Below are 22,543 nucleotides of genomic sequence, written 5' to 3'. Positions count from 1 at the left end.
TCCTTTTGTTTAGAATTAAACGAGAGAACCACCATTTTTACGATACTTTTTAATACCCTCAGCAGCACGATAAGCAAGTGCGCCTACTGTATCCGTCGGGTTCACACCACCATTATGAGCAAAGGCTGAAGCTCCTACCACAAATAAGTTCTCAGCATTCCAATGCTGTAAATAACTATTCACAACAGAGCTGTTCGGATCTGCGCCCATTATGGCTCCGCCTGTATTATGCGTCGTTTGGTAAGGTACAATACTGTAATCTGTTAATTCTGGGTTTGGAACTGTTTTAGAAGCCCCCATTTTTTCTGAGATTTCTGCTGTTTTTTGAGTAATATACTTTTGAAGTTTCTTATCCTGATCTGTAAAGTTATAAGTCATACGTAATAGCGGTAGTCCATATGCATCTTTGTATGTGGGATCAAGATCTAAGAAATTCTCTTTATAAGGTAGAGACGCACCTTGTGACCCAATTGTTAGCGTACGTGTATAATATTTAATCGAGTTGCTTTTAAATTCTTTCCCCCACCTTGGTGTGTCCGGAGGAGTTGGATTGTTAGCAATTGGACGTTTCCCTGTTTGGGTAATAGAAATAACGCCTCCATGAATGAAATCCAGTTCAGAATGATCGAAATTATCACCATAATAATCATTGATTGAAGTCCCAAGCGCACCGGCTCCCATAAAGGTATTGAACTGCTCTTCCTCATAAAAGCCTGTAGCTCCAGGAAGGATTTGATAGCAATAGCTACGCCCTACAACACCTTGGCCTGATTTGGGATCATATTTTTGACCGATGTCTGACATCAATAAGAATTTCACATTATTCATAACATATGAGGTAAGCGCAACGACCTCAGCAGGTTGAATAAATTCCTCGCCACTTTGTACGTCTACATACTTTACGCCCGTTACCTTGCTTCCATCATAAATTACTTCAGTTACGTTGGAATGGTATCGGATCTCATAGTTTCCAGATTCCTGGGCAGCTGGAATAACTGAGATTACTGGATCCGACTTTGCTCCATATTCACATCCGAATCGCTCACAAAATGCGCAGTACTGACATGCATTGATCTGCAACCCATACTGATTTTTATATGGTTCAGAAAGGTTTGCTGATGGAATTCTATAAGGCTTGTACCCTAATTCCTTTGTAGCTTCTGCAAACTTATCAAGTGAACGAGTACTTTTCATGGGTGGTGTTGGATAAGGATTACTTCGTTTACCTGCCATAGGGTTCTCTTCCCCTGATATTCCGCAGGCTTTCTCAAACTGATCATAATAGGGCTCTAACTCATCGTATGTAATGCCCCAGTCCTGAACAAAGTAGCCATCCTTAATTTTACCTTTCCCATACTTCTTTTCTGTCATTGATTTAATTTCGAAATCATAAGGGAAAAAGCGGTACGTTTGCCCATTCCAATGCACACCTGCTCCACCAAGATTCTCTCCTAAAAGGAAGGAACCTAGTTGGCGCATAGGCAGAGCACGTTGTTTACGGTTATTCCTAAACGTAATGGTTTCTTTTGAAGTGTCTTGCATTAATTCGTAACGGAGTGCATAACGTAACTCATCGTGCCCATGCAAATAATCTTCAGTTGACCGTTCTTTTCCCCTCTCAAGCCCCACTACTTTCATACCATCCTTAGCTAGTTCAGCTGCTAAAATACCGCCCGTCCAGCCTACTCCTACTGTTACAACATCAACTTTTGGCAACGTCTTTGCCATATGATCTCCGCCTTTCTATTTATTCAACATAGAATGCAAACTTTGCGGCTCTATATCTACGAATTTATCGCTCTCAATTTTACCGATATAAGACATTTGAGCGCCCGGGAACTGTTTCATCTTCCAACCTTCCATGTTGCGATTACCACTGTACATTGGATCTGCATATACACCTTCAATAGTAGCCGCTCGCATCAGTTCAAAAAACTCAGCAGAAGTCGTTCCAGTCATCTTCACCTCATCATTTTCAAAAGCTGTTAAAATCTTGTCTTGTTCTTCTGTACTTAACTCCTGAAAACTCTTCTGGTAATCAGATTGACTCTTTTCCTTTAACTTCTTAATCCCCATACGGAAGATTTCGCCACGATTCATACGAGACTGATACCCTTGGGTTGGTTCACCTTTATAGAAAGGCCCTTGCATATATTCTTTTGTATTATTACCCCATGGGCCTGCGAGTTGATGATCAATAAAGAACGGCACCCCTAGCTTAATAGCTCCTGGACCATTCTCATCCTCAGGAAAAACTCTCTCGCAGCTAGAAGCTAGCACCCTAAAGTCATCACGGTTTGTGAAAAACATAAAGGCATCATTAAATTGATCATCACTTCCACCATCTGATTGATTTTTGGTTTTTGGATCATCTTCCATAACTTGCATCGTAATGAAGCTAGCTAACAATCCTCCACCAACTACACCACCTGCTGCGTAACCACTTTTCTTTAAAAAGTCCCGGCGACTATATTTCTCTTGCTCGCTCATGTGTAGCCCTCCATAACATAGATGTTTTTTCAACAGTATTGCTCTAGAAAAAACTGTTATACTCTCCAAAATAAAAAAGATGCTTAAAAGTTTTAAGCATCAGTAAAAATATGTTAAAATTTTTTCTATATTATGCACCTGCAAATAGAGAGAGATTGCAAGAGGGGGAGTTTAATTGAAGGCTATGATCGGGCAAGATAGCAAGCCCATTAAGGTTGGTATGATTGTTATATTTGTTATTGGGAGCTTCTTCTTTCCACTATTTCTGGTGATCTTCTTCCAAGATATCTTTTTCTTTTCTAGAGATCATATCTACTTTCAACCATTGCTATCTGCTTATGTATTATTCTTTGCAGGCTGTATGTTAATGGCCGGGACGTTTCTTTTAGATTTGTTATATAACTCAAGAAGAGAAAACAAGAATCTAAAGCACAGGCCTTGGATGTTTTTCTTGGGAATCCCTGCGGTTATTCTTACATGCACATTAGGAATAAACAGTTACTTCTATTTTGATCCTAAAGGTCTACACTTTAATGAAGCATTCACCTTAGAACGGACGGATATGGAATGGACAGATATGAAAGAAGTTATTAAGATCACTACCCGAGAGAACAACACAGTCACATTAAAAGAGCATCAGTTTATTGGTAAAGATGGGTCACATTTTACCGTGCAAAATGACAGAGACTTCTTTGACTACAGAAATAAGATATACGCTTACATAGAAGCAGCAGATGTCCCCATGAGAACAATCTTCATTGAACCAGAAGAATAATTAACAGTTTAAATCCTCTTCTGCCCACTGCTCCTTCTGAAAGGTTGCCCTCTTTCCATCTTTCAACATCTCAAATACAACTAAACCATTGCTTGGTTGTCCATCCGGATAACGCATAGGGATCGCATCGAACATAACAAAATAAATGGAATAATAAACAAAGAGATTCCAGAATTTCTGTCCTTCAATAAGATCATAATAAATTAGGGCATTGACCCCTATTGCTACCATGATATTAAAAATCATAGGGCCAGCGTATACGAGGATATAGTGAATACGCGAGTTCTTTTCGAGGCGTTCAAACTGACACCAGCTATAAAAGAAATAATACTTACGAAAACATAGTCGTCCAATTTGCAGTATAGGTTTACCGCAACCAATATCTAACGTTTGATTTTTCGCTTTAAAAAGCACCGCAAAGAACAAGTGTCCGATCTCATGGATCATAGACACAATGGGCAGTATAATAAAGATGGAAACCATAAGATACAAAATATCGTACAACCCAAACATTTTAATTGCTCTCCTTTGCGGTAAAATAGTCATGTGGGTTGGATTCCTTTTCAAAGAAAACATTAAACTAGGAACACTATCCTAAAATAGGGAATATAAAGAAAAAGCTGCCCAATATGGACAGCTTTTTCTTATGAGATGACCCCGGCAGGATTCGAACCTGCGACACAAGGTTTAGGAAACCTATGCTCTATCCCCTGAGCTACGGAGCCACGAGAATATATTTTCTATTATATAGAAAAGTTATGCTTTTGAAAAGTTTCAGTTCTTAGCTCAATACATGGTATACAAGCAAATCGCACAACCTACATATGGAATGAATTTTAGAGGTTATGACCGTTACTTACGCGGGTTGATTATGATAAAATGTAGTTTGTCTGTCTGAACGTATAGAGTAATACTGTTGGCGAAGGAGGAGGAGAGATGGGGAATACTCCCTTTATTGCAGTAGAAGGACCAATTGGGGTAGGTAAAACATCATTAGCTCAAAAATTGGCTTCCCAATTTGAATATACACTGTTGAAAGAAATCGTAGAAGAAAATCCATTCTTAGGTAAATTCTATGACAACATTGAAGAGTGGAGTTTTCAAACAGAAATGTTCTTCCTGTGTAATCGATTTAAACAACTAGAGGATATTGAAACGTACTATTTGAATCAGAACAAACCTGTTATTTCTGATTATCATATTTCTAAGAACTTAATCTTTGCTGAGAGAACGTTAAAAGAAGCACAATATAAAAAGTATGTTCAAATATACGATATTCTTACTAAGGATATGCCTCGCCCAAATATGATTATTTATTTACACGCTAGTCTTGATAAGCTACTTGAACGTATTAGAATGCGTGGGCGTGAAGTGGAACAAAATATTCAAGCGAGTTATTTAGAACAATTACTTCGAGATTACGAGTTATTTATGGAGAAATTCGAACGTGAGCATCCAGATATTCCAGTGATCCGCTTCAACGGAGATAATCTCGATTTTGTTAAACATCAGGATGATTTAGATTATATGATTCAAACAATAGAGAATCACTTTAAAAAAGGGGAAGTTATATAATGAATGCACGCAACCAATATGGCATTCCACATGACGCCGTCATTACAATTGCGGGCACCGTCGGCGTTGGAAAGTCAACGATGACAAACGCTCTAGCCAGTGCCTTAAATTTTCGAACGTCATTTGAGAAAGTAGACACAAATCCATATTTGGATAAGTTTTATAATGACTTTGAACGTTGGAGTTTTCATCTACAAATATATTTCTTAGCTGAACGGTTTAAAGAGCAGAAGAAAATTTTCGAATACGGCGGTGGCTTCATCCAAGACCGTTCTATTTATGAAGATACGGGCATCTTCGCAAAAATGCACTATGAAAAAGGTACAATGAACGAAGTAGACTATAACACCTATACAAATCTGTTTGATGCCATGGTCATGACACCTTACTTCCCTCACCCTGACCTTCTCATTTACCTAGAAGGTTCATTTGATGATGTGGTAGGCCGTATTAAAGAACGCGGACGCCCTATGGAGCAACAAACTCCTGTCGAATACTGGGAAGAAATGTTTGGCCGTTACGAGAACTGGATTGATAACTTCAATGCATGCCCTGTTCTACGTCTTAATATCGCTGATTATGACGTTGTTAATGATGAGAATTCCATTGAACCTATCTTAGAAAAGATCGGTCATTTCATCCAGCAATCCCGTAAATGGCGCTCTCGCCAACTAACGTAAAAAAGTGTGAGCTTTCCTATCTAAAGGAAAAGCTCACACTTTTTTTATGATCTCTGAATTTGCAGGTCCGTTACTTTAAAAGTGGTTGGTCTGGCTGGAAGACCACCTTTCTCTACACAAAAACAGATGGAAACATTCTCTCAAGCTTAGAGGCTTCAAGATCGCTTCCTTATTCTTGACCAAGCATATTATAAAAGACCATCAAAAAAACCTCAGTGATTACTCACTGAGGTTGATCTATATCGTTTGTGATTTTTCAATCTCCAATTTTTACGCGCATAAAAAATGGCGGAGGAGGAGGGATTCGAACCCCCGCGGGGCGTTAACCCCCTGGCGGTTTTCAAGACCGCTCCCTTCAGCCGAACTTGGGTACTCCTCCGTATTAGCGACAATTAATAATATAACATTGTATATTACTAAAGTCAATGGCATTCAACAATTTTTTATAAAATGTTGAATGGTGTCGATCGCACTTAAATGTGCTGAAAACAACAACAAAAATAATTCTACCTGAATCAAGGATATAATACAAGGGTTTTATTAAAATTTTTAATAGAATTATGGTCTCACTCCACTTATGAATGGTTTCTACTATTGAAAAAAGAAAGGGCTTAGATGATAAGCCCCTTCTCTTTAATAACAGGTATGTTTTTTTAACCATATACATTGTGTTTATTGAATGACGTCTTTACCACCCATGTAAGGACGAAGTACGTCTGGAACTACTACGGAACCATCTTCTTTTTGATAGTTCTCTAATATTGCTGCTACTGTACGTCCAAGAGCTAGTCCAGAACCGTTTAGTGTATGCACAAATTCAGGCTTTCCTTTTTGATCACGACGGAAGCGAATGCCTGCACGACGTGCTTGGAAATCTCCAAAGTTTGAGCAAGAAGAGATCTCACGATACGTATTGTAACTTGGTAACCAAACCTCGATGTCATACTTCTTGGCTGCAGTGAAACCAAGGTCACCTGTACACATATCCATTACACGATAAGGAAGTTTCAACAGCTGAAGAACTTTCTCTGCATGACCTGTAAGCTGCTCAAGCGCATCATAAGACTCTTCAGGTTTCACAAATTGCACTAGCTCTACTTTATTGAATTGGTGCTGACGAATTAAACCACGCGTGTCACGACCAGCAGATCCTGCTTCAGAACGGAAACAAGCACTGAATGCTACATATTTACGCGGCAGGTCTTCAGTGGACAGAATTTCCTCACGATGATAGTTCGTAACAGGAACCTCTGCTGTAGGCGCTAAGAAATAATCCCATTCCTCTACTTTAAAAGCGTCCTCTTCAAATTTAGGAAGTTGACCAGTACCAGTCATGCTTGCGCGATTAATCATGTAAGGAGGTAGCATTTCCTCATAATCATGCTCTTCTGCATGTAAGTCCATCATAAAGCTCATCAGAGCGCGCTCTAAGCGGGCACCTAACTTTTTATAGAATGTAAAGCGACTACCTGTGACTTTAGATGCTCTTTCAAAATCTAAAATGTCTAAATGATCAGCCACATCCCAGTGTGCTTTAGGTTCAAACGAAAATTCAGGAATGTCTCCCCACTCGCGGGCAACTTGGTTATCCTCCTCATCGCTTCCAACCGGTACGCTTTCATGAGGAATATTTGGGATAGAAAGAAGAAGCGTTTCTAGACGTTCCTCTACTTCTTTTAGTTCTGTATCTAGTTCTTTAATGCGGTCCCCTACTTCACGCATTTCTGTAATTAAATGATCAGCATCTTTCTTTTCCTTTTTTAATGCAGAAATATCTTTAGATACCTCATTGCGTTTTGCTTTAAGTTCTTCTGTTTCACGAATTAACTCGCGACGACGCTCATCAAGTTCCCCGAATGTATCTAAGTCTGACAGGTCTTCACCACGATTTTGAAGCTTGTTTTTTACTTCATCAAAATTATTACGTAAGTATTTTAGATCTAACATGTTATTTCCTCCTTATAGATGTATACTGCATACAAAAAAAACTCCCGCCCCTTAATCAACTGATTAGGGACGAGAGTTTGTATATTCCCGCGATGCCACCCTTATTGAAGGCATAAATCACCTTCCGGCTTACTTTTCAGTAACGATGCGTCAGCACCGGATATGCTTACTTGTCCTTTCGGCATATCTGCTCAAGGATGGATTGGCAACGCTCCTTCACTGGTTTGCACCACCCACCAGTTCTCTGTAGAAGGCCACGTTGTTACTATTTCCTATCATCACGTTTCGTATATTTGTTGTTATGAAGAAGAATAGCGAATTTCTTGCTAAGATGCAAGTGTTTTCTTCGATTCTTCAACCATTTGCACAAAATGTTTGGTTAAACGATGGTCATCTGTTAACTCCGGGTGAAAAGCACATGCGAGATAATGACCATCCTGAGCCGCAACGATTTTATCATTTTGCTTGGCTAGAACTTCGGCACCCTCACCGACTTCTACAATGTATGGTGCCCGGATAAAAACAGCTTCATACTCTTTAGCAACGCCTTTAATATCTATGAAAGCTTCAAAGCTCTCCCTTTGGCGCCCGAACGCATTTCGTTCAACGATCATGTTCATTAAACCAAGGTGTGGTTGATCTTGTCCTTGAATTCTTTCGGCTAATAAAATTAAGCCAGCACATGTTCCAAAGATTGGTTTGCCACTTTGTCCGAACTGTTGTAATGGCTCAAAGAAGCCATATTTATCGATTAAACGGCGCATTGTTGTACTCTCACCACCCGGTAATATCAGACCGTCAATATCATCCAGTTGAGATGTACGCTTTACAACTATGGCTTGAGCTCCGCTCGCTTCTATAGAGCGTACGTGCTCACGCACAGCCCCTTGTAAACCTAAGACACCAATTACAGTCATGATGCATTCCCCTTTTATCAATTACATGCTGCGATCTTGCATGCGATCGGAAGGTTGAAGTGTAGACATCTCCATACCTTTCATAGCAGTTCCAAGACCCTTAGAAAGTTCTCCGATTAGTTTATAATCATCATAGTGAGTTGTTGCTTCTACAATAGCACGAGCAAATTTCTCTGGGTTATTGGATTTAAAGATTCCAGAACCAACAAACACACCATCTGCACCTAATTGCATCATCAAGGCTGCGTCAGCAGGTGTTGCAATTCCTCCTGCAGCGAAGTTTACAACAGGTAGACGACCTTCTTCTTTAATCTGAAGAAGAAGTTCATAAGGTGCTCCTATGTTTTTAGCATAAGTCATTAGCTCATCTTCATTCATGCTGATTACTTGGCGAATCTGAGATTGAACTTCGCGCATGTGACGAACCGCTTCTACAATATTTCCTGTTCCAGGTTCGCCTTTAGTGCGTAGCATAGATGCCCCTTCACCAATACGGCGCGTTGCTTCACCAAGATTACGACAACCACAAACGAATGGAACAGTATAATCATTCTTCTTAATATGGAAGACTTCATCTGCCGGTGTTAGTACTTCACTCTCATCAATATAGTCCACGCCCATAGACTCTAATACGCGAGCTTCTACCACATGCCCAATACGAGCTTTTGCCATTACCGGGATCGATACAGCGTTCATTACCTCTTCAACTATGGTTGGATCAGCCATACGAGCAACTCCGCCTGCTGCACGGATATCTGCCGGAACACGCTCGAGTGCCATAACTGCGACAGCACCAGCCTCTTCAGCAATTTTAGCTTGCTCTGCATTTACAACGTCCATAATGACGCCGCCTTTTTGCATTTCTGCCATACCTCTTTTAACACGATCTGTACCTGTTCTTGACATGAATATTCCTCCTACTCCGAATGTGCATCATAGTTATTCATAGAGCTAAACTCTCTTAAAAATATTGTATAACAAACCACTCTAAAAGCCTACAAATTTACTAGGTTTAGAACCAACCTTTCACAGTATCTACAACACTAGTAAAGATATCAGCAAAGAAACCTGTAATGGCTCCGATCATGAGCATAAACCAATTGGATTTTTCCACTTTATCTGTTGTCACAAGTTCAACACTTTCGTTCTGTTCACCATCGGCAGTAATATACCCATAATTCTTTTCACTATTCACCAACGTAACTGAACCTACTTGTTGTCCTTTCTTAATAGGAGCAGTTAGTTCACCCTCATCGTTTAAAGCTGATTGATCAAGTTTGTACTCTACACTGTATTGATCCTCTGTACCTTTTTCAATCATGGTCGTAAGTGGCGCATTTGAAGCAATTTGAACAGTATCTTCTTTCCCTTTGGTTACAGGAACTGTCTTTTTATCTTCAATTTGATACGCCTTAGGATATAGTTCTTTCTTTTCAAACTGGTTGAAACCATAATCCAATAATTTTCTCGTTTCTTCAAAACGAGCTTCTTTACTATCAGTTTTCATGACTACAGAAATCAGACGCTGGCTGTCTCTTTCAGCAGTTCCTGTAAAGCAGTACCCAGCTAAATCCGTCCATCCTGTCTTCAGTCCGTCCATACCTTCGTATCCAAACTGAGATAAGTATCCAGGCATCTCTGGAAGCATCCAGTTTAAGTTCTCAATTCTATCTCCCTCGAACTCAGTAGTCGTCATACTAGAGACTTCAAGAGCATCTGGGTGGTCGTTAATTAAACGATAGGCTAACAATGCTGCAGAACGAGCAGACATTAGGTTATCCGCATTGGGCTCCGTACCTTTTGGAACATTTTCTCCCAAGTCTGTGTTTGACAATCCAGTTGAGTTAACAAATGTTGCGTCCGGCAGTCCGAGTTCATCTGCCTTATCATTCATCATTTTAACAAAGTCACCTTCTGAACCTGCAACAAGTTCTGCCAACGCAATCGTCGTGGCATTATCAGAATTAATTGCCATAGCTTCATAGAGCTCTCTGACTGTATAATCCTTATTCTGTTTTAACCCTACACCAGAGAAAGCCGGATCAGCTGAGATGCTGTATGGATAGTCTGTAATTTGAGTCGTAGTATCCCAACTAATTTTTCCTTCTTTAATGGCTTCTAATACTAAGTATTCGGTCATCATTTTTGTCATACTAGCGGGTGGCAATGCTACATCTGCGTCTTTCTCAAATAGTATTTTCCCACTTTCCGCATCTACTAGAATGGCTGTTTTAGCTTGCACATCTACCTCTGCCGAAATTGTAATCGGTTTCGTTATCACGGAAGTAAATAATACAAGTACCATTAATAGCATGATAAAGGGTACTTTTAATCTAGTTTTCAACGTCCTTCAACCTCCAAAAAGATAGTATACATATGACGCTATTTTATCATAGGACGACTTAATAGAGAAACAGACTTTCCGCCCGTTATGGCGGAACCTATCTCCTATACGCTATATGTTTAACATCCTCATCATTCACATCAAACCCTCTGATATGTAGAGAACTATTACAATGAAGCAAGTGACAAGCTCTAATCTGTCTTATCCTATGGTTAATTTTTTTTATGAATATTCTTTCCTACATCTACAAAACTAGAGCCTATTAAAAGACTGAAGCTCAGATTAATATAATCTGAGCTTCAGTAGTTACATGCTCTTTATTACTATTTTCTAAGACTTTATCAGACAGAGTAATTGGGAGCTTCTTTTGTAATCTGTACATCATGAGGGTGGCTTTCGCGTAACCCTGCATTGGTAATTCGAGTGAAACGAGTATTTTGGCGGAATGCTGTTAAATCAGCAGTTCCACAGTAACCCATGCTTGAGCGTAAACCACCGATTAATTGGTGAACTGTGTCAGCCAATGGACCCTTATATGGTACTCGACCTTCTATGCCTTCAGGTACTAATTTATTGGCCTCTGAGGATTCTTGGAAGTAGCGATCTTTAGATCCTGACTTCATAGCATCTACTGATCCCATGCCACGATAAACTTTAAATTGACGTCCTTGGAAGATGACTGTTTCTCCAGGGGACTCAGATACACCAGCAAACATACTTCCAATCATAACAGCATGTGCACCAGCAGCAAGAGCTTTAGCTATGTCTCCTGAGTACTTAATGCCTCCATCTGCAATGACTGGCACACCGTATTGTTTAGCTTCTAGTGCACATTCATATACAGCTGAGATCTGCGGAACACCTACACCGGCAACTACACGTGTTGTGCAAATTGAACCAGGACCAATTCCGACTTTAATAATGTTTGCTCCTGCTTCAATTAAATCACGAGTGGCTTCTTGAGTCCCTACATTTCCTGCAACAATGTTTAGGTTAGGATAAAGTTTTCGAACTGAAGCTACTTGATCTATAACACCTTGAGAGTGACCGTGCGCTGTATCAATTACAATCATATCTACTCCAGCATCAACAAGTTTCTGTATACGTGTATCACCATCTGCAGTTACTCCCACTGCAGCACCTGCTAATAACCGGCCATATTCATCTTTAGCTGAGTTTGGAAACTCTATTACCTTTTCAATGTCTTTGATTGTAATTAGTCCCTTTAATACATGGTTCTCATCTACTAGAGGAAGTTTTTCTATTTTATATGTTTGAAGAATCTTTTCTGCTTCGTCTAAAGTTGTACCGACTGGAGCTGTAACAAGGTTATCACTTGTCATAACTTCGGAGATTTGGATAGAGTAATCTTGGATAAATCGGAGATCTCTGTTTGTAATAATTCCTGTTAATTGTTGATCATGTTCGTTATTCACAATCGGAACACCTGATATACGATATTTCCCCATTAAATGCTCAGCATCATAAACCTGGTGTTCTGGTGTTAGAAAGAAGGGGTTTGAAATAACACCACTTTCACTTCTCTTTACACGATCAACCTGTTCAGCTTGTTCTTCAATGGACATATTCTTGTGAATAACCCCAATGCCACCTTGTCGGGCCATCGCAATCGCCATCTCTGCTTCTGTCACTGTATCCATACCTGCACTCATAAGTGGTATGTTAAGCTTCAAGGTGGAGGACAATTCCGTTTTCACTTCAACATTTCTCGGAAGAACATCAGATCTCCCTGGAATTAATAGTACATCATCAAACGTCAAACTTTCTTTAGCAAACTTATCTTCACGCATTGATTACCCTCCTGACAAGTATTCATGTTTTCTGCTCATTAGGACAAACTATAAACTATAAGTTAATATATTGTAGATTACAATACGTTATTAAAAGGGGATTTTCAACTGTTTTTAAGAAAGTGAGGCCTTCAATATGAATATCCGAAATATTCTGTCCATTTACACAAAACTTCAATCCTCTCCGCTGTCACAGCAATACTTACATAAATGTTATGAAAGTCTCGATGTGGACGCTGAACGTAAGAGCTATGATAATACATATCGGCTCATCTATTACTTAGAACATGGGCAGACCTTTTATAAACAGGCGGAACAGTCCCCGTTGTCGGTCCAGCCTATTCTTTATTTTTATGGGATGGCCCAATTTATTAAAGCAGCAATCTTAACAAAGCGCCCAGATTATCCTGAATCAACAAGTGTACTAGCTCACGGCGTTACAAGTAGAAAGAGAAAAAAGCAAAATTATTCATTTCTACAAGACGAAGTGAAAATACAGAATAAAGGTCTATTTTCATACGTTTCAGAGCATATGTTTCACATGGAACATTTTCCTAAAGAAAAAATAACTATGGAAGAGCTCCTTAAAAGGATCCCAGAGATGAAGGAGATCTACGGTTTTCTAGATACTCCCTCTAATGGATATACAATAGGTCATAGAGGAGATAAAGTACTCACAATACCTATGACGATCCTTGACGATTATCATTGGAGTGAGAATTATTTCAAACAGCATATACATTCGATTCTTCCAGAGTGTGAAGAAATAAAAATAGAACAAAGTTCTATCAAGGTCTTTTTAACATCTTCTATTTCTACTATTCACCATCCTTATCTATACGTTAACCATGAGGATGAACAATTGTTTATTCCTAATCAACGTTCATTACAATACCCATTGCCTGAACTGTTATCTCATTACTTAGTTCTATATAACCTGAGTATGCTCTCTCGCTACGAAACAGAATGGTGGGGGGACATTCTTCATTCATACACAAGTGAAGATCTCGTTTACATCCGTACTTTTTTAGAGATTAGCAAAACTAAAATACCGTGGTTAATAGCTGACTTCCTCGCTTCTCATGTAACTAAAAATTAACGTCACCCAACACAAAAGATTGGGTGACGTTTACCTATGATATAATTTCTTCGATATAAAGATCTCGGTGGTATTTCAAGTGAATAATTTCATCGCTATGATGTAAGCGAACCATAGGTCTTGTGGGGTGCTTGGACTCTATAAAAACAATCTCAGCAATTTGATTATTAGATAACCGCACTTTCATCCCCGAAGATAAACTTGTCATACTTTGTACAAGCTTTTGAATGACAGTAGGATCAAATTTTCCAAACTGTTGTTGTAATAATTCCTCTAAAACCTTAAAAGGCGATTGCTTGGATCGGTAAACTCTTTCAGATGTCATCGCATGGTAGAGATCTGCTACAGCAATAATCTTACCGAATTTATGTAACTTGTTACTTGATATCCCCAAAGGGTATCCGCTTCCATCTAATCGCTCATGATGTTGCAATACACCCAGCCTAACCTCATTTTTTAAAGCAGGTACCTTTTCAACTAATCTATAAGAGTACGTTGGATGCTTTTTTATTTCATTGTATTCATAAGAAGTTAGTGGCCCTTTTTTTAATGTGATCTTCTCATCAATTTTAGACATACCACAGTCACTTAAAAACCCAGCTATTCCAACTTGAATTTGTTCTCCTTTTGAGTACTGAAGCTGCTCAGCAATCAGAGCTGATAATAAAGCTACAGCAACACCGTGATGATAAAAATAGTCATGCTTGCTCGTATAATGATGTAAGGAGTAAACTTCGTTTTTATGTTGGGAAACTTGTTCAATTAGGGGTACAATGACTCGTCGAACAGCACTTATATCGATTCCGAGCCCCGCTTGCCATTGTTGAAACATTTTCTTATAGGATTGCACTGCATACAAGTACTGATCTCTAAAATCAGTTCGTTCTAGTTCTTGAACCGTCACATCTCCTTCAGGCTCTTCTTGAACCTTTTTGGGTAAGAAGGGGCTTCCATTTGACAGTTTCTGCCCCACCTCCACTTCTTCAATTAAAAACTTATGTAAAATTGTAATATGGATAGGCTTCACAACAGTATTCTTCGATACAATTGGACTATTTGTTTTTCCCATAACATTACTCATCACAATACAACCAGGAATTAGCTGTCCAGGGTGTACACGCATGCTTTTCCCCTCCAATTCGGACATTTAAAGTGTTTAATGTAAGAAAAAGGAGATGTTTGTACATCTCCTTTTCTTTTACTACTCTTCTTCTGATGTTGGATTTTCTTCGATGATTTCTTCTTGCTCAGTTGATAGTTGGTCTATAGCTTCGGCTTGTTCACTATCCTCTTCAAGTGGATCTTCATGAGCTTCAGTTTGAATACGAGCTACTGTTGCTACCTCTTCTCCCTCTTGAAGGCGAATAAGACGTACGCCTTGAGTGTTACGTCCTGTCTGAGAGATGCTTTCTACAGCCATTCTAATTAACACACCTGCTTCTGTGATAATCATAACGTCTTCTTCTCCCGTCACAGCCTTAACAGCTACAACTTCTCCATTTTTCTCTGTAATATTACAAGTACGAATACCTTTACCACCGCGTCCTGTAATACGATACTCGTCAGCTGGTGTTCGTTTTCCGAAACCTTTAGTCGTTACGTTAAGGACTTGAAGACCGTCTTCAATGATTTCCATTGAAACAACTTCATCATCTTCTCGTAAGGAAATACCCTTAACTCCGGCCGCTGTACGTCCCATAGTACGTACATCTTCTTCTGGGAAGCGAATGAGGTAACCGCCTTTGGTACCAATCATAATGTGTTTATCACCATCAGTCATACGAACTGATATGAGCTCGTCGTCTTCTCTTAAATTCAAGGCAATTAGTCCACCACGACGAATATTAGCAAAAGCAGATAGAGTGGTACGCTTAGATATTCCTTGTTTAGTAGTGAAGAATAAATACCAATCGTCCGCAAAGTCTTCGACGGAAATAACAGCATTAATCCACTCATCTTTTTCAATTTCTAACATGTTGATGATTGGGATTCCCTTAGCTGTCCGACTGAATTCAGGTACTTCATACCCTTTCGCCCGGTAGACCTTCCCTTTATTTGAGAAGAACAGTAGCGTATTATGTGTTGAAGTTGAAAGGAGGTGCTCCACGAAATCATTTTCGTTAGTGCCCATACTTTGAACTCCACGTCCGCCACGTCTTTGAGAACGATACGTAGTTGCAGGAAGGCGTTTAATATACCCTTGGTGAGTCAATGTGACAATGACTGTTTCTTCGGGAATTAAGTCCTCATCTTCGATAAAGTCTGTTCCTCCCGCTATAATCTCAGTACGGCGTTCATCAGTGAAGCGTTCTTTTACTTCTATTAATTCTTCTCGTATAATCTCAAGAACCTTTTCGTTATCAGCTAAAATGGCTTTCAGCTCAGCAATCAGCTGCACAAGTTCTTCATATTCTTTTTCAATCTTATCGCGCTCTAATCCAGTTAGGCGTTGCAAACGCATGTCTAAGATCGCCTGAGCCTGCTTTTCAGAAAGCTCAAAGTTCGTCATTAGATTTTCACGTGCAATATCAGTTGTTTGAGACTCGCGAATTAAAGCAATTATCTCGTCAATATGATCAAGTGCAATGCGAAGACCCTCTAAAATATGGGCACGTGCTTCTGCTTTACGCAACTCATACTCTGTACGGCGACGGATGACGACCTTTTGATGTTCTAAGTAATGCTCTAAGCATTGCTTTAGATTTAATACTTTAGGTTGTCCATCTACTAATGCAAGCATATTGATTCCAAAGGATGTTTGAAGCGCAGTTTGTTTATATAAGTTATTTAAAACCACGTTTGGATTTACATCTTTACGAAGTTCGATCACAACACGCATACCTTCACGGTCAGATTCATCTCGTAGATCTGTAATTCCATCAATTTTTTTGTCTCGTACTAATTCTGCTACTTTTTCTACTAGCTTAGCTTTATTGACCTGGAAAGGAATTTCTGAGACCAGAAGACGGGATTTGCCGTTCTTCATTTCTTCGATATCTACTTTCGCTCGAATGGTAATAGAACCTTTTCCTGTTTCATAAGCTTTTCTAATTCCACTTCTTCCTAAAATCTGACCAGAAGTAGGAAAGTCAGGTCCGAAAATATGTTCTGACATAAGCTCATCAATAGTAATTTCGCTATTGTGACTCACTGCTAATACACCATCAATCACTTCACCTAAGTGGTGAGGAGGAATATTTGTAGCCATCCCAACAGCAATACCACTTGCACCGTTCACAAGCAGGTTAGGGAAACGAGCAGGAAGCACAATAGGTTCCTTTTCTGTCCCGTCATAGTTATCAGCGTAATCAATGGTATCTTTATTAATATCTCGCAAAAGCTCCATTGAGATCTTTGACATTCTTGCTTCTGTATAACGCATAGCTGCTGCTGCATCTCCATCAACAGAACCAAAGTTACCATGACCATCCACTAACATGGCGCGGTAGTTAAAATCTTGTGCCATACGGACCATAGAGTCATATACGGCAGAGTCACCATGTGGGTGGTACTTACCAATAACATCCCCTACAATACGCGCAGACTTCTTATATGCTTTATCTGCATGCATACCTAAGTCATGCATTGCATATAAAATACGTCGGTGTACTGGCTTTAATCCATCTCTTACGTCTGGTAAAGCACGGGAAACAATAACACTCATAGCATAATCCATAAAGGATGTACGCATCTCTTGGCTAATATTGATTTCTTTTACGTTCGGGCGTTGTTGATCCGCCATCGTGATACCTCCTATTCAATGAGGAAAAAGAGACCTTTCATGTCTCTTGGAGTTGATTCAATTTGTTCTCATATTTCATGCTTAAGCTTACAAGCCGAACCACCATAAAAAGGGTTCGGCTTGTATGTGTTCTCTGAGCTGCTATTTATTTTAAACGTCTAAATTCTTCACGTACTGGGCATTATCTTGAATAAAGTTACGACGAGGTTCTACTTTATCTCCCATTAAAATCTCGAATACTTCATCAGCTTCCATTGCGTCTTGCAAGCTAACCTGAAGCATTGTACGCGTTTCAGGATCCATTGTCGTCTCCCACAATTGTTCAGAGTTCATCTCACCCAGACCCTTGTAGCGTTGTAAGCTAGGCTTGGGCTGCTTAGATAACTGAGACAATGTGGCTTCCATCTCTTTATCATTAAAGGCATAATGAATAGCTTTCCCTTGCTGAATTTTATATAAAGGTGGTTGAGCGATATAAATATATCCGTATTCAAGCAATGGACGCATGTAACGATAGAAGAATGTCAGGAGCAGTGTTCGGATGTGAGCACCATCAACATCTGCATCTGTCATAATGACAATCTTATGGTATCTTGCTTTAGAAATATCGAATTCTTCTCCGATACCAGTACCTAGCGCTGTAATAATGGAACGAACCTCATTGTTAGATAAGATTTTATCTAACCGAGCTTTTTCAACGTTAATAATTTTACCTCGTAGAGGAAGAATGGCTTGGTAATGTCGATCTCGCCCTTGCTTAGCAGATCCTCCTGCTGAGTCACCCTCTACCACATACAACTCACTAATCTTTGCATCTTTAGAAGAACAGTCAGCTAATTTACCAGGTAAGTTAGATACTTCTAATGCACTTTTACGTCTTGTTAATTCACGTGCCTTCTTGGCAGCAGAACGTGCTCTTGAAGCCATCAATCCCTTTTCAACAATCATCTTCGCTGAGTCAGGGTTTTCAAATAAAAACTTAGAGAAGTACTCATTGAAGATATTATCCGTCACGGTACGAGCTTCGCTATTTCCTAACTTTGTCTTTGTTTGTCCCTCAAATTGAGGATCTGGGTGTTTAATGGAAATAATAGCTGTAAGGCCTTCACGAACATCATCACCAGTCAGGTTTGGATCATTCTCTTTAAACATCTGGTTTCGACGAGCATAGTCGTTTATAGCCCTTGTAAGAGCCGTTTTAAAACCAGATTCATGCGTACCACCTTCATAGGTGTTGATGTTATTAGCAAAGGAATAAATATTACTTACAAAGCCATCGTTGTACTGGAGGGCTACTTCTACACTGATGTCTTCACTTTCATTCTCAACATAGAAAGGCTCGTGCAGACCTTCACGTGTACGGTTTAAATGCTCCACATATGAAACAATTCCACCTTCGTAAAGAAAATCTTTCGCCTCTTGTTCTTCATTACGTTTATCATCAATCGTAATGCGAATCCCTTTATTTAAAAACGCTAACTCACGAAGACGGTTAGCTAACGTATCAAAGTTATATTCTTTCGTTTCAGTGAAAATCTCGTCGTCAGGCATAAAGTGAATACGTGTACCTGTTACATCTGTTTCACCAATGACTTTAAGATCTTCTTGTGGGACACCACGACGATACTGTTGGTAGTGAATCTTGCCATCTAAGTGCACATATACTTCCAAACTGCTAGACAAGGCATTTACTACAGATGCACCAACACCATGAAGACCACCTGAAACTTTATAACCGCCACCGCCGAATTTACCTCCTGCGTGCAGTACCGTTAATATTACCTCTACTGCTGGACGATTGGCTTTTTTATGCATACCAACAGGAATTCCACGTCCATTATCAGTTACGGTAATACTATTATCTTTCTCAATTGTAACAGTGATGTGATCGCAATACCCAGCTAGCGCTTCATCAATACTGTTATCAACAATTTCCCAAACAAGGTGATGAAGTCCTTTTTCATTCGTTGAACCAATATACATTCCTGGACGCTTACGAACCGCTTCTAATCCTTCAAGCACCTGAATCTGACTCTCATCATACGCTTGTTGGTTTGGTAGATTTTCTTCCATCATCAGTCATTCACCTACATTTCTTTCCCTAGGTTATATTCTTTCGTTCCCATGAATCATTCTGCAAAGTCTTCGATTTTGTTCAATGTTGAAGTCATGTTGGCACGCTTTTTGAGAGTAAATACAGAGAGTGGACTAAAGTAAATATAGTCTTTAGTTATGACAATTGACTTTGCCTCTGCATTTGGAGATTCAAACACTCTCTGGTTGAGTCGCTGATTTTGAATCATTTCTTCAACGATTGAAGACGAAGTAAGCAGCTCATAGTCAATAATGGATATAACGTCTCCTGATTCAATGACATGATCTTCACCAATATGAATAAACAAAGTTCCACCTCAATTCGGCCTAGTAACGCTACCTTCTTGAACGTAAAAAACGTCCGCTTTTCGTAAAGTTTCGTGCTCAATGCCATCCACGCTCGTTGTTGATACAAACGTTTGGACTTTTCCTTGAATGGTATGCAATAGATGGGATTGTCTATAATCATCTAATTCACTTAATACATCATCTAACAGCAAAATGGGATATTCTCCAACTTCACTATGGATCAACTCAATTTCAGCCAGTTTTAAAGAAAGAGCTGTTGTACGTTGCTGACCTTGAGAACCATATGTTTGGACGTCTTTACCATTTACATAGAAAATTAAATCATCACGATGCGGACCAATTAAAGTAGTACCGCGCTCTAATTCCCGCTTTTCAATTTCTTGAAATTTATCTTGGAATACCCTTACAAGCATAGACAAATCCATATCTTTTGATACTTCAGCTGTAGGATTATACTCAATTTCAAGCTTTTCTAGCTGTCGACTAATTCCTTCATGTATTGGCATGGCCCAATCTCTGAGGAGACCTAAAAACTTAAATCGTCTTTGAACAATCGTTGCAGCGTGCTCTATAAGTTGGTCAGTTAAGATTCGCAACATGGTTAAATCAGGTTTTTGTTTGCGCTGGTATTCCTTCAATAAATGATTTCGTTGCTTTAAAATCTTTTGATACTGTCCCAAGTGATAAATATAAGCAGGCTGAATCTGTCCAATTTCCATGTCTATAAAACGACGACGAACCTGAGGATTTCCTTTTACAAGGTTTAGATCTTCAGGTGCAAACATGACAATATTTAATGCGCCTATATAATCGCTTAAACGTTTTTGCTCAAGGTGGTTAAGCTTTGCTTTTTTCCCTTTTGTGGACGTTACAATTTCCAAAGGAAAGTGCCGCTTTCGCTTAAACACACTCCCCTTAATTTTAGCATATTCTTGGTCCCACATGATAAGTTCTTTATCCCGAGGAGTTCTATGGGATTTCGCAAAAGCCAAAACGTATATAGCTTCCATAAGATTTGTTTTACCTTGAGCATTCTCACCAATAATAACGTTAACCTTATCATCGAACGTTATATCTAAATGCTCGTAGTTACGGTAGTGTTTTAAAGTTAGTTGTTCTAAATGCATAGGGAGTCCCCTTCAACTTAATTGGGAAATTAAGATTCTGATACAACCTTAAAGGTACCTACACCTTCAACTTCTACAAGATCTCCAAAAGATAATTTTTTACCACGACGATCTTCCCTTTCCCCATTAACAAAAACTGGGTACTCAGACAAGAACCATTTTGCCATTCCACCGGTTTCAATGACGTTTGCAATCTGTAAAAATTTACCTAAAGGAATCATATCAGTTTCTATTTCAATATTTTCATACATGTATTTTTCACCCTAATTCCAGACTTGACCTTCTACCTATTTTACTAAAGATTTGTCCATAAGAAAAGCAAGGGATGACATCCCTTGCTTTTTATTTCTAGAATCATAATAACTTAGTACGTTCTAACAGGTAAAATCAATTGCAATATTTGATCATTCTCATTAGGACGGATTAAGAATGGTCGCATGGCTCCAGTAAATTGAATATTTACTTTTTCACAATCAACCACTTTTAATGCATCCATCATATACTTTGCACTGAAGGAAATTTTAAGATCCTCCCCTTCTAGAGATTCAGCTGTTACTTCTTCTACAACGTTACCGACTTCAGGAGAATTACTTGTAATTTCCACTCGATTATTTTCTTTTGTTGTAAGTTTAACAACACTATTGCGATTTTCCTTGGCTAGTAATGAAGCACGGTCAATGGATTGAAGCAGCTCTTTGGTATCGATATAAACCGTTGTTTTTACTTCATCTGGAATTAAACGAGATGTTTCAGGATAATTGCCATCTAATAAGCGTGAAAGGAAATAAAGATGCTTTGTACGGAATAAAATTTGATTTTCTGTAACGCTAATTTCAATGGTTTCTTGAGAATCATCAAGAATTTTATTAAGTTCTGTCAAACTCTTACCAGGGATTACAACATTCTCAAATGATAATGGCTGAACATTTCCACCCATTGGGATTTTTCTTGATGCAAGACGATGGCTGTCGGTAGCAATAAAGTATAGGTCATCACTTTCCACCTTCATGTTTACACCTGTCAAGATGGGGCGTGTTTCTGAGGTGGACACTGCAAAGACGGTTTGTCGAATTAAGTCTTTAAGTAAATCGATAGGGACTTCAAAACTTTGGTTCGTTTGAATTTGTGGTAAGTGCGGGTATTCTTCTGCGTCTTGGCCATTTAAGTGAAATTCTGCACTACCTGATCGGATGTTTACGTTAAAGTGATCATCTACTTCTATTTCAACCGTTTGTTGAGGTAACTTTTTAACGATATCCGGGAAATACTTAGCTTGTAAAACAATGCTACCAGGTTCGATGTTTTCAACTAGCACGATCCCATCTTCCTCTACTGGAATAAAGGACTCAATGGTTACATCAGAGTCACTTCCGGTCAGTTTAACTCCGTATTCTGTCGCTTCTACTTTCATTCCTGTAAGAATAGGAATAGTGGTTCTAGAAGAGATGGCTTTCATAACATCTTGGACGCTATTCATTAATTGATCGCGTTGTATTGTAAATCTCATGAATCAAATCCTCCTAAATGGAATTCCATTAGTTATATTTATATTATAAAAAAGGTCGTAGTAGTCGTAAGGGCTGTGAATATGTGCATAAGTGATAGTAACCCTATGATATCAAGGATGTCCACA

Annotated in this window: 19 protein-coding genes, 2 tRNA genes and 1 other annotated feature; of the genes, 4 read left to right on the top strand and 17 right to left on the bottom strand. The window is 39.1% G+C overall.

Features of this window, described 5'->3' with window-relative positions:
- Window positions 1–15: 15 nt before the first annotated feature.
- Complete coding sequence (locus tag N780_RS04605) at window positions 16–1,728, bottom strand: GMC family oxidoreductase (protein WP_036780615.1); 1,713 nt, start codon at window positions 1,726–1,728, stop codon at window positions 16–18.
- 15 nt (window positions 1,729–1,743) lie between these two features.
- The gene (locus N780_RS04600; RefSeq protein ID WP_036780613.1) at window positions 1,744–2,490 is read right to left on the bottom strand and encodes a gluconate 2-dehydrogenase subunit 3 family protein; all 747 of its coding nucleotides are present in this window, start codon (window positions 2,488–2,490) and stop codon (window positions 1,744–1,746) included.
- A 175-nt stretch (window positions 2,491–2,665) separates the two neighbouring features.
- Here N780_RS04600 and N780_RS04595 point away from each other — a divergent pair, with 175 nt between their 5' ends.
- Window positions 2,666–3,265, top strand: coding sequence for a hypothetical protein (locus tag N780_RS04595; RefSeq protein WP_036780610.1), 600 nt, complete (start codon window positions 2,666–2,668; stop codon window positions 3,263–3,265).
- On the opposite strand, the gene N780_RS04590 is transcribed toward N780_RS04595, so the two are convergent.
- Window positions 3,266–3,778 (bottom strand): site-2 protease family protein, encoded by a 513-nt coding sequence (locus N780_RS04590; RefSeq protein WP_052114886.1) that lies wholly within the window; start codon window positions 3,776–3,778, stop codon window positions 3,266–3,268.
- Between the two features lie 139 nt (window positions 3,779–3,917).
- Window positions 3,918–3,990 (bottom strand) — tRNA-Arg (locus N780_RS04585).
- Window positions 3,991–4,201: 211 nt separating this feature from the next.
- Between N780_RS04585 and N780_RS04580 the strand changes: the two genes are divergently transcribed.
- Window positions 4,202–4,840 carry a deoxynucleoside kinase gene (locus N780_RS04580; RefSeq protein ID WP_036780608.1) on the top strand — a complete coding sequence of 213 codons (639 nt, stop codon included), beginning with the start codon at window positions 4,202–4,204 and terminating at the stop codon, window positions 4,838–4,840.
- On the top strand, window positions 4,840–5,520 hold the full coding sequence (locus N780_RS04575; protein WP_036780606.1) for a deoxynucleoside kinase: 681 nt from the start codon (window positions 4,840–4,842) through the stop codon (window positions 5,518–5,520). The genes N780_RS04580 and N780_RS04575 overlap by 1 nt, the downstream gene beginning before the upstream one ends.
- Before the next feature lie 286 nt (window positions 5,521–5,806).
- Here N780_RS04575 and N780_RS04570 read toward each other — a convergent pair.
- The 6 genes from N780_RS04570 to guaB all read right to left on the bottom strand — a co-directional run bounded on the left by N780_RS04570 (window position 5,807) and on the right by guaB (window position 12,539).
- A tRNA-Ser gene (locus tag N780_RS04570) sits at window positions 5,807–5,899 on the bottom strand.
- Between the two features lie 293 nt (window positions 5,900–6,192).
- A complete protein-coding gene (gene serS / locus N780_RS04565) occupies window positions 6,193–7,467 on the bottom strand; it encodes a serine--tRNA ligase (RefSeq protein WP_036780602.1) in 1,275 nt (424 codons plus the stop codon).
- Between the two features lie 62 nt (window positions 7,468–7,529).
- Window positions 7,530–7,755, bottom strand: a binding site (T-box leader).
- 38 nt (window positions 7,756–7,793) lie between these two features.
- The gene (gene pdxT / locus N780_RS04560; RefSeq protein WP_036780599.1) at window positions 7,794–8,384 is read right to left on the bottom strand and encodes a pyridoxal 5'-phosphate synthase glutaminase subunit PdxT; all 591 of its coding nucleotides are present in this window, start codon (window positions 8,382–8,384) and stop codon (window positions 7,794–7,796) included.
- A 21-nt stretch (window positions 8,385–8,405) separates the two neighbouring features.
- Window positions 8,406–9,290 (bottom strand): pyridoxal 5'-phosphate synthase lyase subunit PdxS, encoded by an 885-nt coding sequence (gene pdxS, locus N780_RS04555; RefSeq protein ID WP_036780592.1) that lies wholly within the window; start codon window positions 9,288–9,290, stop codon window positions 8,406–8,408.
- Window positions 9,291–9,396: 106 nt separating this feature from the next.
- Complete coding sequence (locus tag N780_RS04550; RefSeq protein WP_438942499.1) at window positions 9,397–10,728, bottom strand: serine hydrolase; 1,332 nt, start codon at window positions 10,726–10,728, stop codon at window positions 9,397–9,399.
- A 341-nt stretch (window positions 10,729–11,069) separates the two neighbouring features.
- Complete coding sequence (gene guaB, locus N780_RS04545; RefSeq protein WP_036780589.1) at window positions 11,070–12,539, bottom strand: IMP dehydrogenase; 1,470 nt, start codon at window positions 12,537–12,539, stop codon at window positions 11,070–11,072.
- A gap of 136 nt (window positions 12,540–12,675) precedes the next feature.
- Here guaB and N780_RS04540 point away from each other — a divergent pair, with 136 nt between their 5' ends.
- Window positions 12,676–13,638 carry a YaaC family protein gene (locus tag N780_RS04540; protein ID WP_052114885.1) on the top strand — a complete coding sequence of 321 codons (963 nt, stop codon included), beginning with the start codon at window positions 12,676–12,678 and terminating at the stop codon, window positions 13,636–13,638.
- A gap of 34 nt (window positions 13,639–13,672) precedes the next feature.
- Here N780_RS04540 and N780_RS04535 read toward each other — a convergent pair whose 3' ends face one another.
- The 7 genes from N780_RS04535 to dnaN all read right to left on the bottom strand — a co-directional run bounded on the left by N780_RS04535 (window position 13,673) and on the right by dnaN (window position 22,417).
- Window positions 13,673–14,761 (bottom strand): HD-GYP domain-containing protein, encoded by a 1,089-nt coding sequence (locus N780_RS04535; RefSeq protein ID WP_036780587.1) that lies wholly within the window; start codon window positions 14,759–14,761, stop codon window positions 13,673–13,675.
- A gap of 78 nt (window positions 14,762–14,839) precedes the next feature.
- Window positions 14,840–17,380 carry a DNA gyrase subunit A gene (gene gyrA / locus N780_RS04530; protein ID WP_036780584.1) on the bottom strand — a complete coding sequence of 847 codons (2,541 nt, stop codon included), beginning with the start codon at window positions 17,378–17,380 and terminating at the stop codon, window positions 14,840–14,842.
- A 150-nt stretch (window positions 17,381–17,530) separates the two neighbouring features.
- On the bottom strand, window positions 17,531–19,453 hold the full coding sequence (gene gyrB, locus N780_RS04525) for a DNA topoisomerase (ATP-hydrolyzing) subunit B (RefSeq protein WP_036780781.1): 1,923 nt from the start codon (window positions 19,451–19,453) through the stop codon (window positions 17,531–17,533).
- A gap of 56 nt (window positions 19,454–19,509) precedes the next feature.
- The gene (gene remB / locus N780_RS04520; RefSeq protein WP_036780582.1) at window positions 19,510–19,782 is read right to left on the bottom strand and encodes an extracellular matrix regulator RemB; all 273 of its coding nucleotides are present in this window, start codon (window positions 19,780–19,782) and stop codon (window positions 19,510–19,512) included.
- 9 nt (window positions 19,783–19,791) lie between these two features.
- Entirely contained in the window at window positions 19,792–20,910 is a 1,119-nt protein-coding gene (recF, locus tag N780_RS04515; protein ID WP_036780580.1) for a DNA replication/repair protein RecF, read from the bottom strand.
- A 29-nt stretch (window positions 20,911–20,939) separates the two neighbouring features.
- A complete protein-coding gene (gene yaaA, locus N780_RS04510; RefSeq protein ID WP_036780572.1) occupies window positions 20,940–21,161 on the bottom strand; it encodes a S4 domain-containing protein YaaA in 222 nt (73 codons plus the stop codon).
- A 113-nt stretch (window positions 21,162–21,274) separates the two neighbouring features.
- The gene (dnaN, locus tag N780_RS04505; RefSeq protein ID WP_036780570.1) at window positions 21,275–22,417 is read right to left on the bottom strand and encodes a DNA polymerase III subunit beta; all 1,143 of its coding nucleotides are present in this window, start codon (window positions 22,415–22,417) and stop codon (window positions 21,275–21,277) included.
- Between the last annotated feature and the right edge of the window lie 126 nt (window positions 22,418–22,543).

Source organism: Pontibacillus chungwhensis BH030062 (assembly GCF_000770675.1).
GTDB lineage: Bacteria > Bacillota > Bacilli > Bacillales > BH030062 > Pontibacillus > Pontibacillus chungwhensis.
This window is presented reverse-complemented; position numbering and strand designations above follow the sequence as displayed.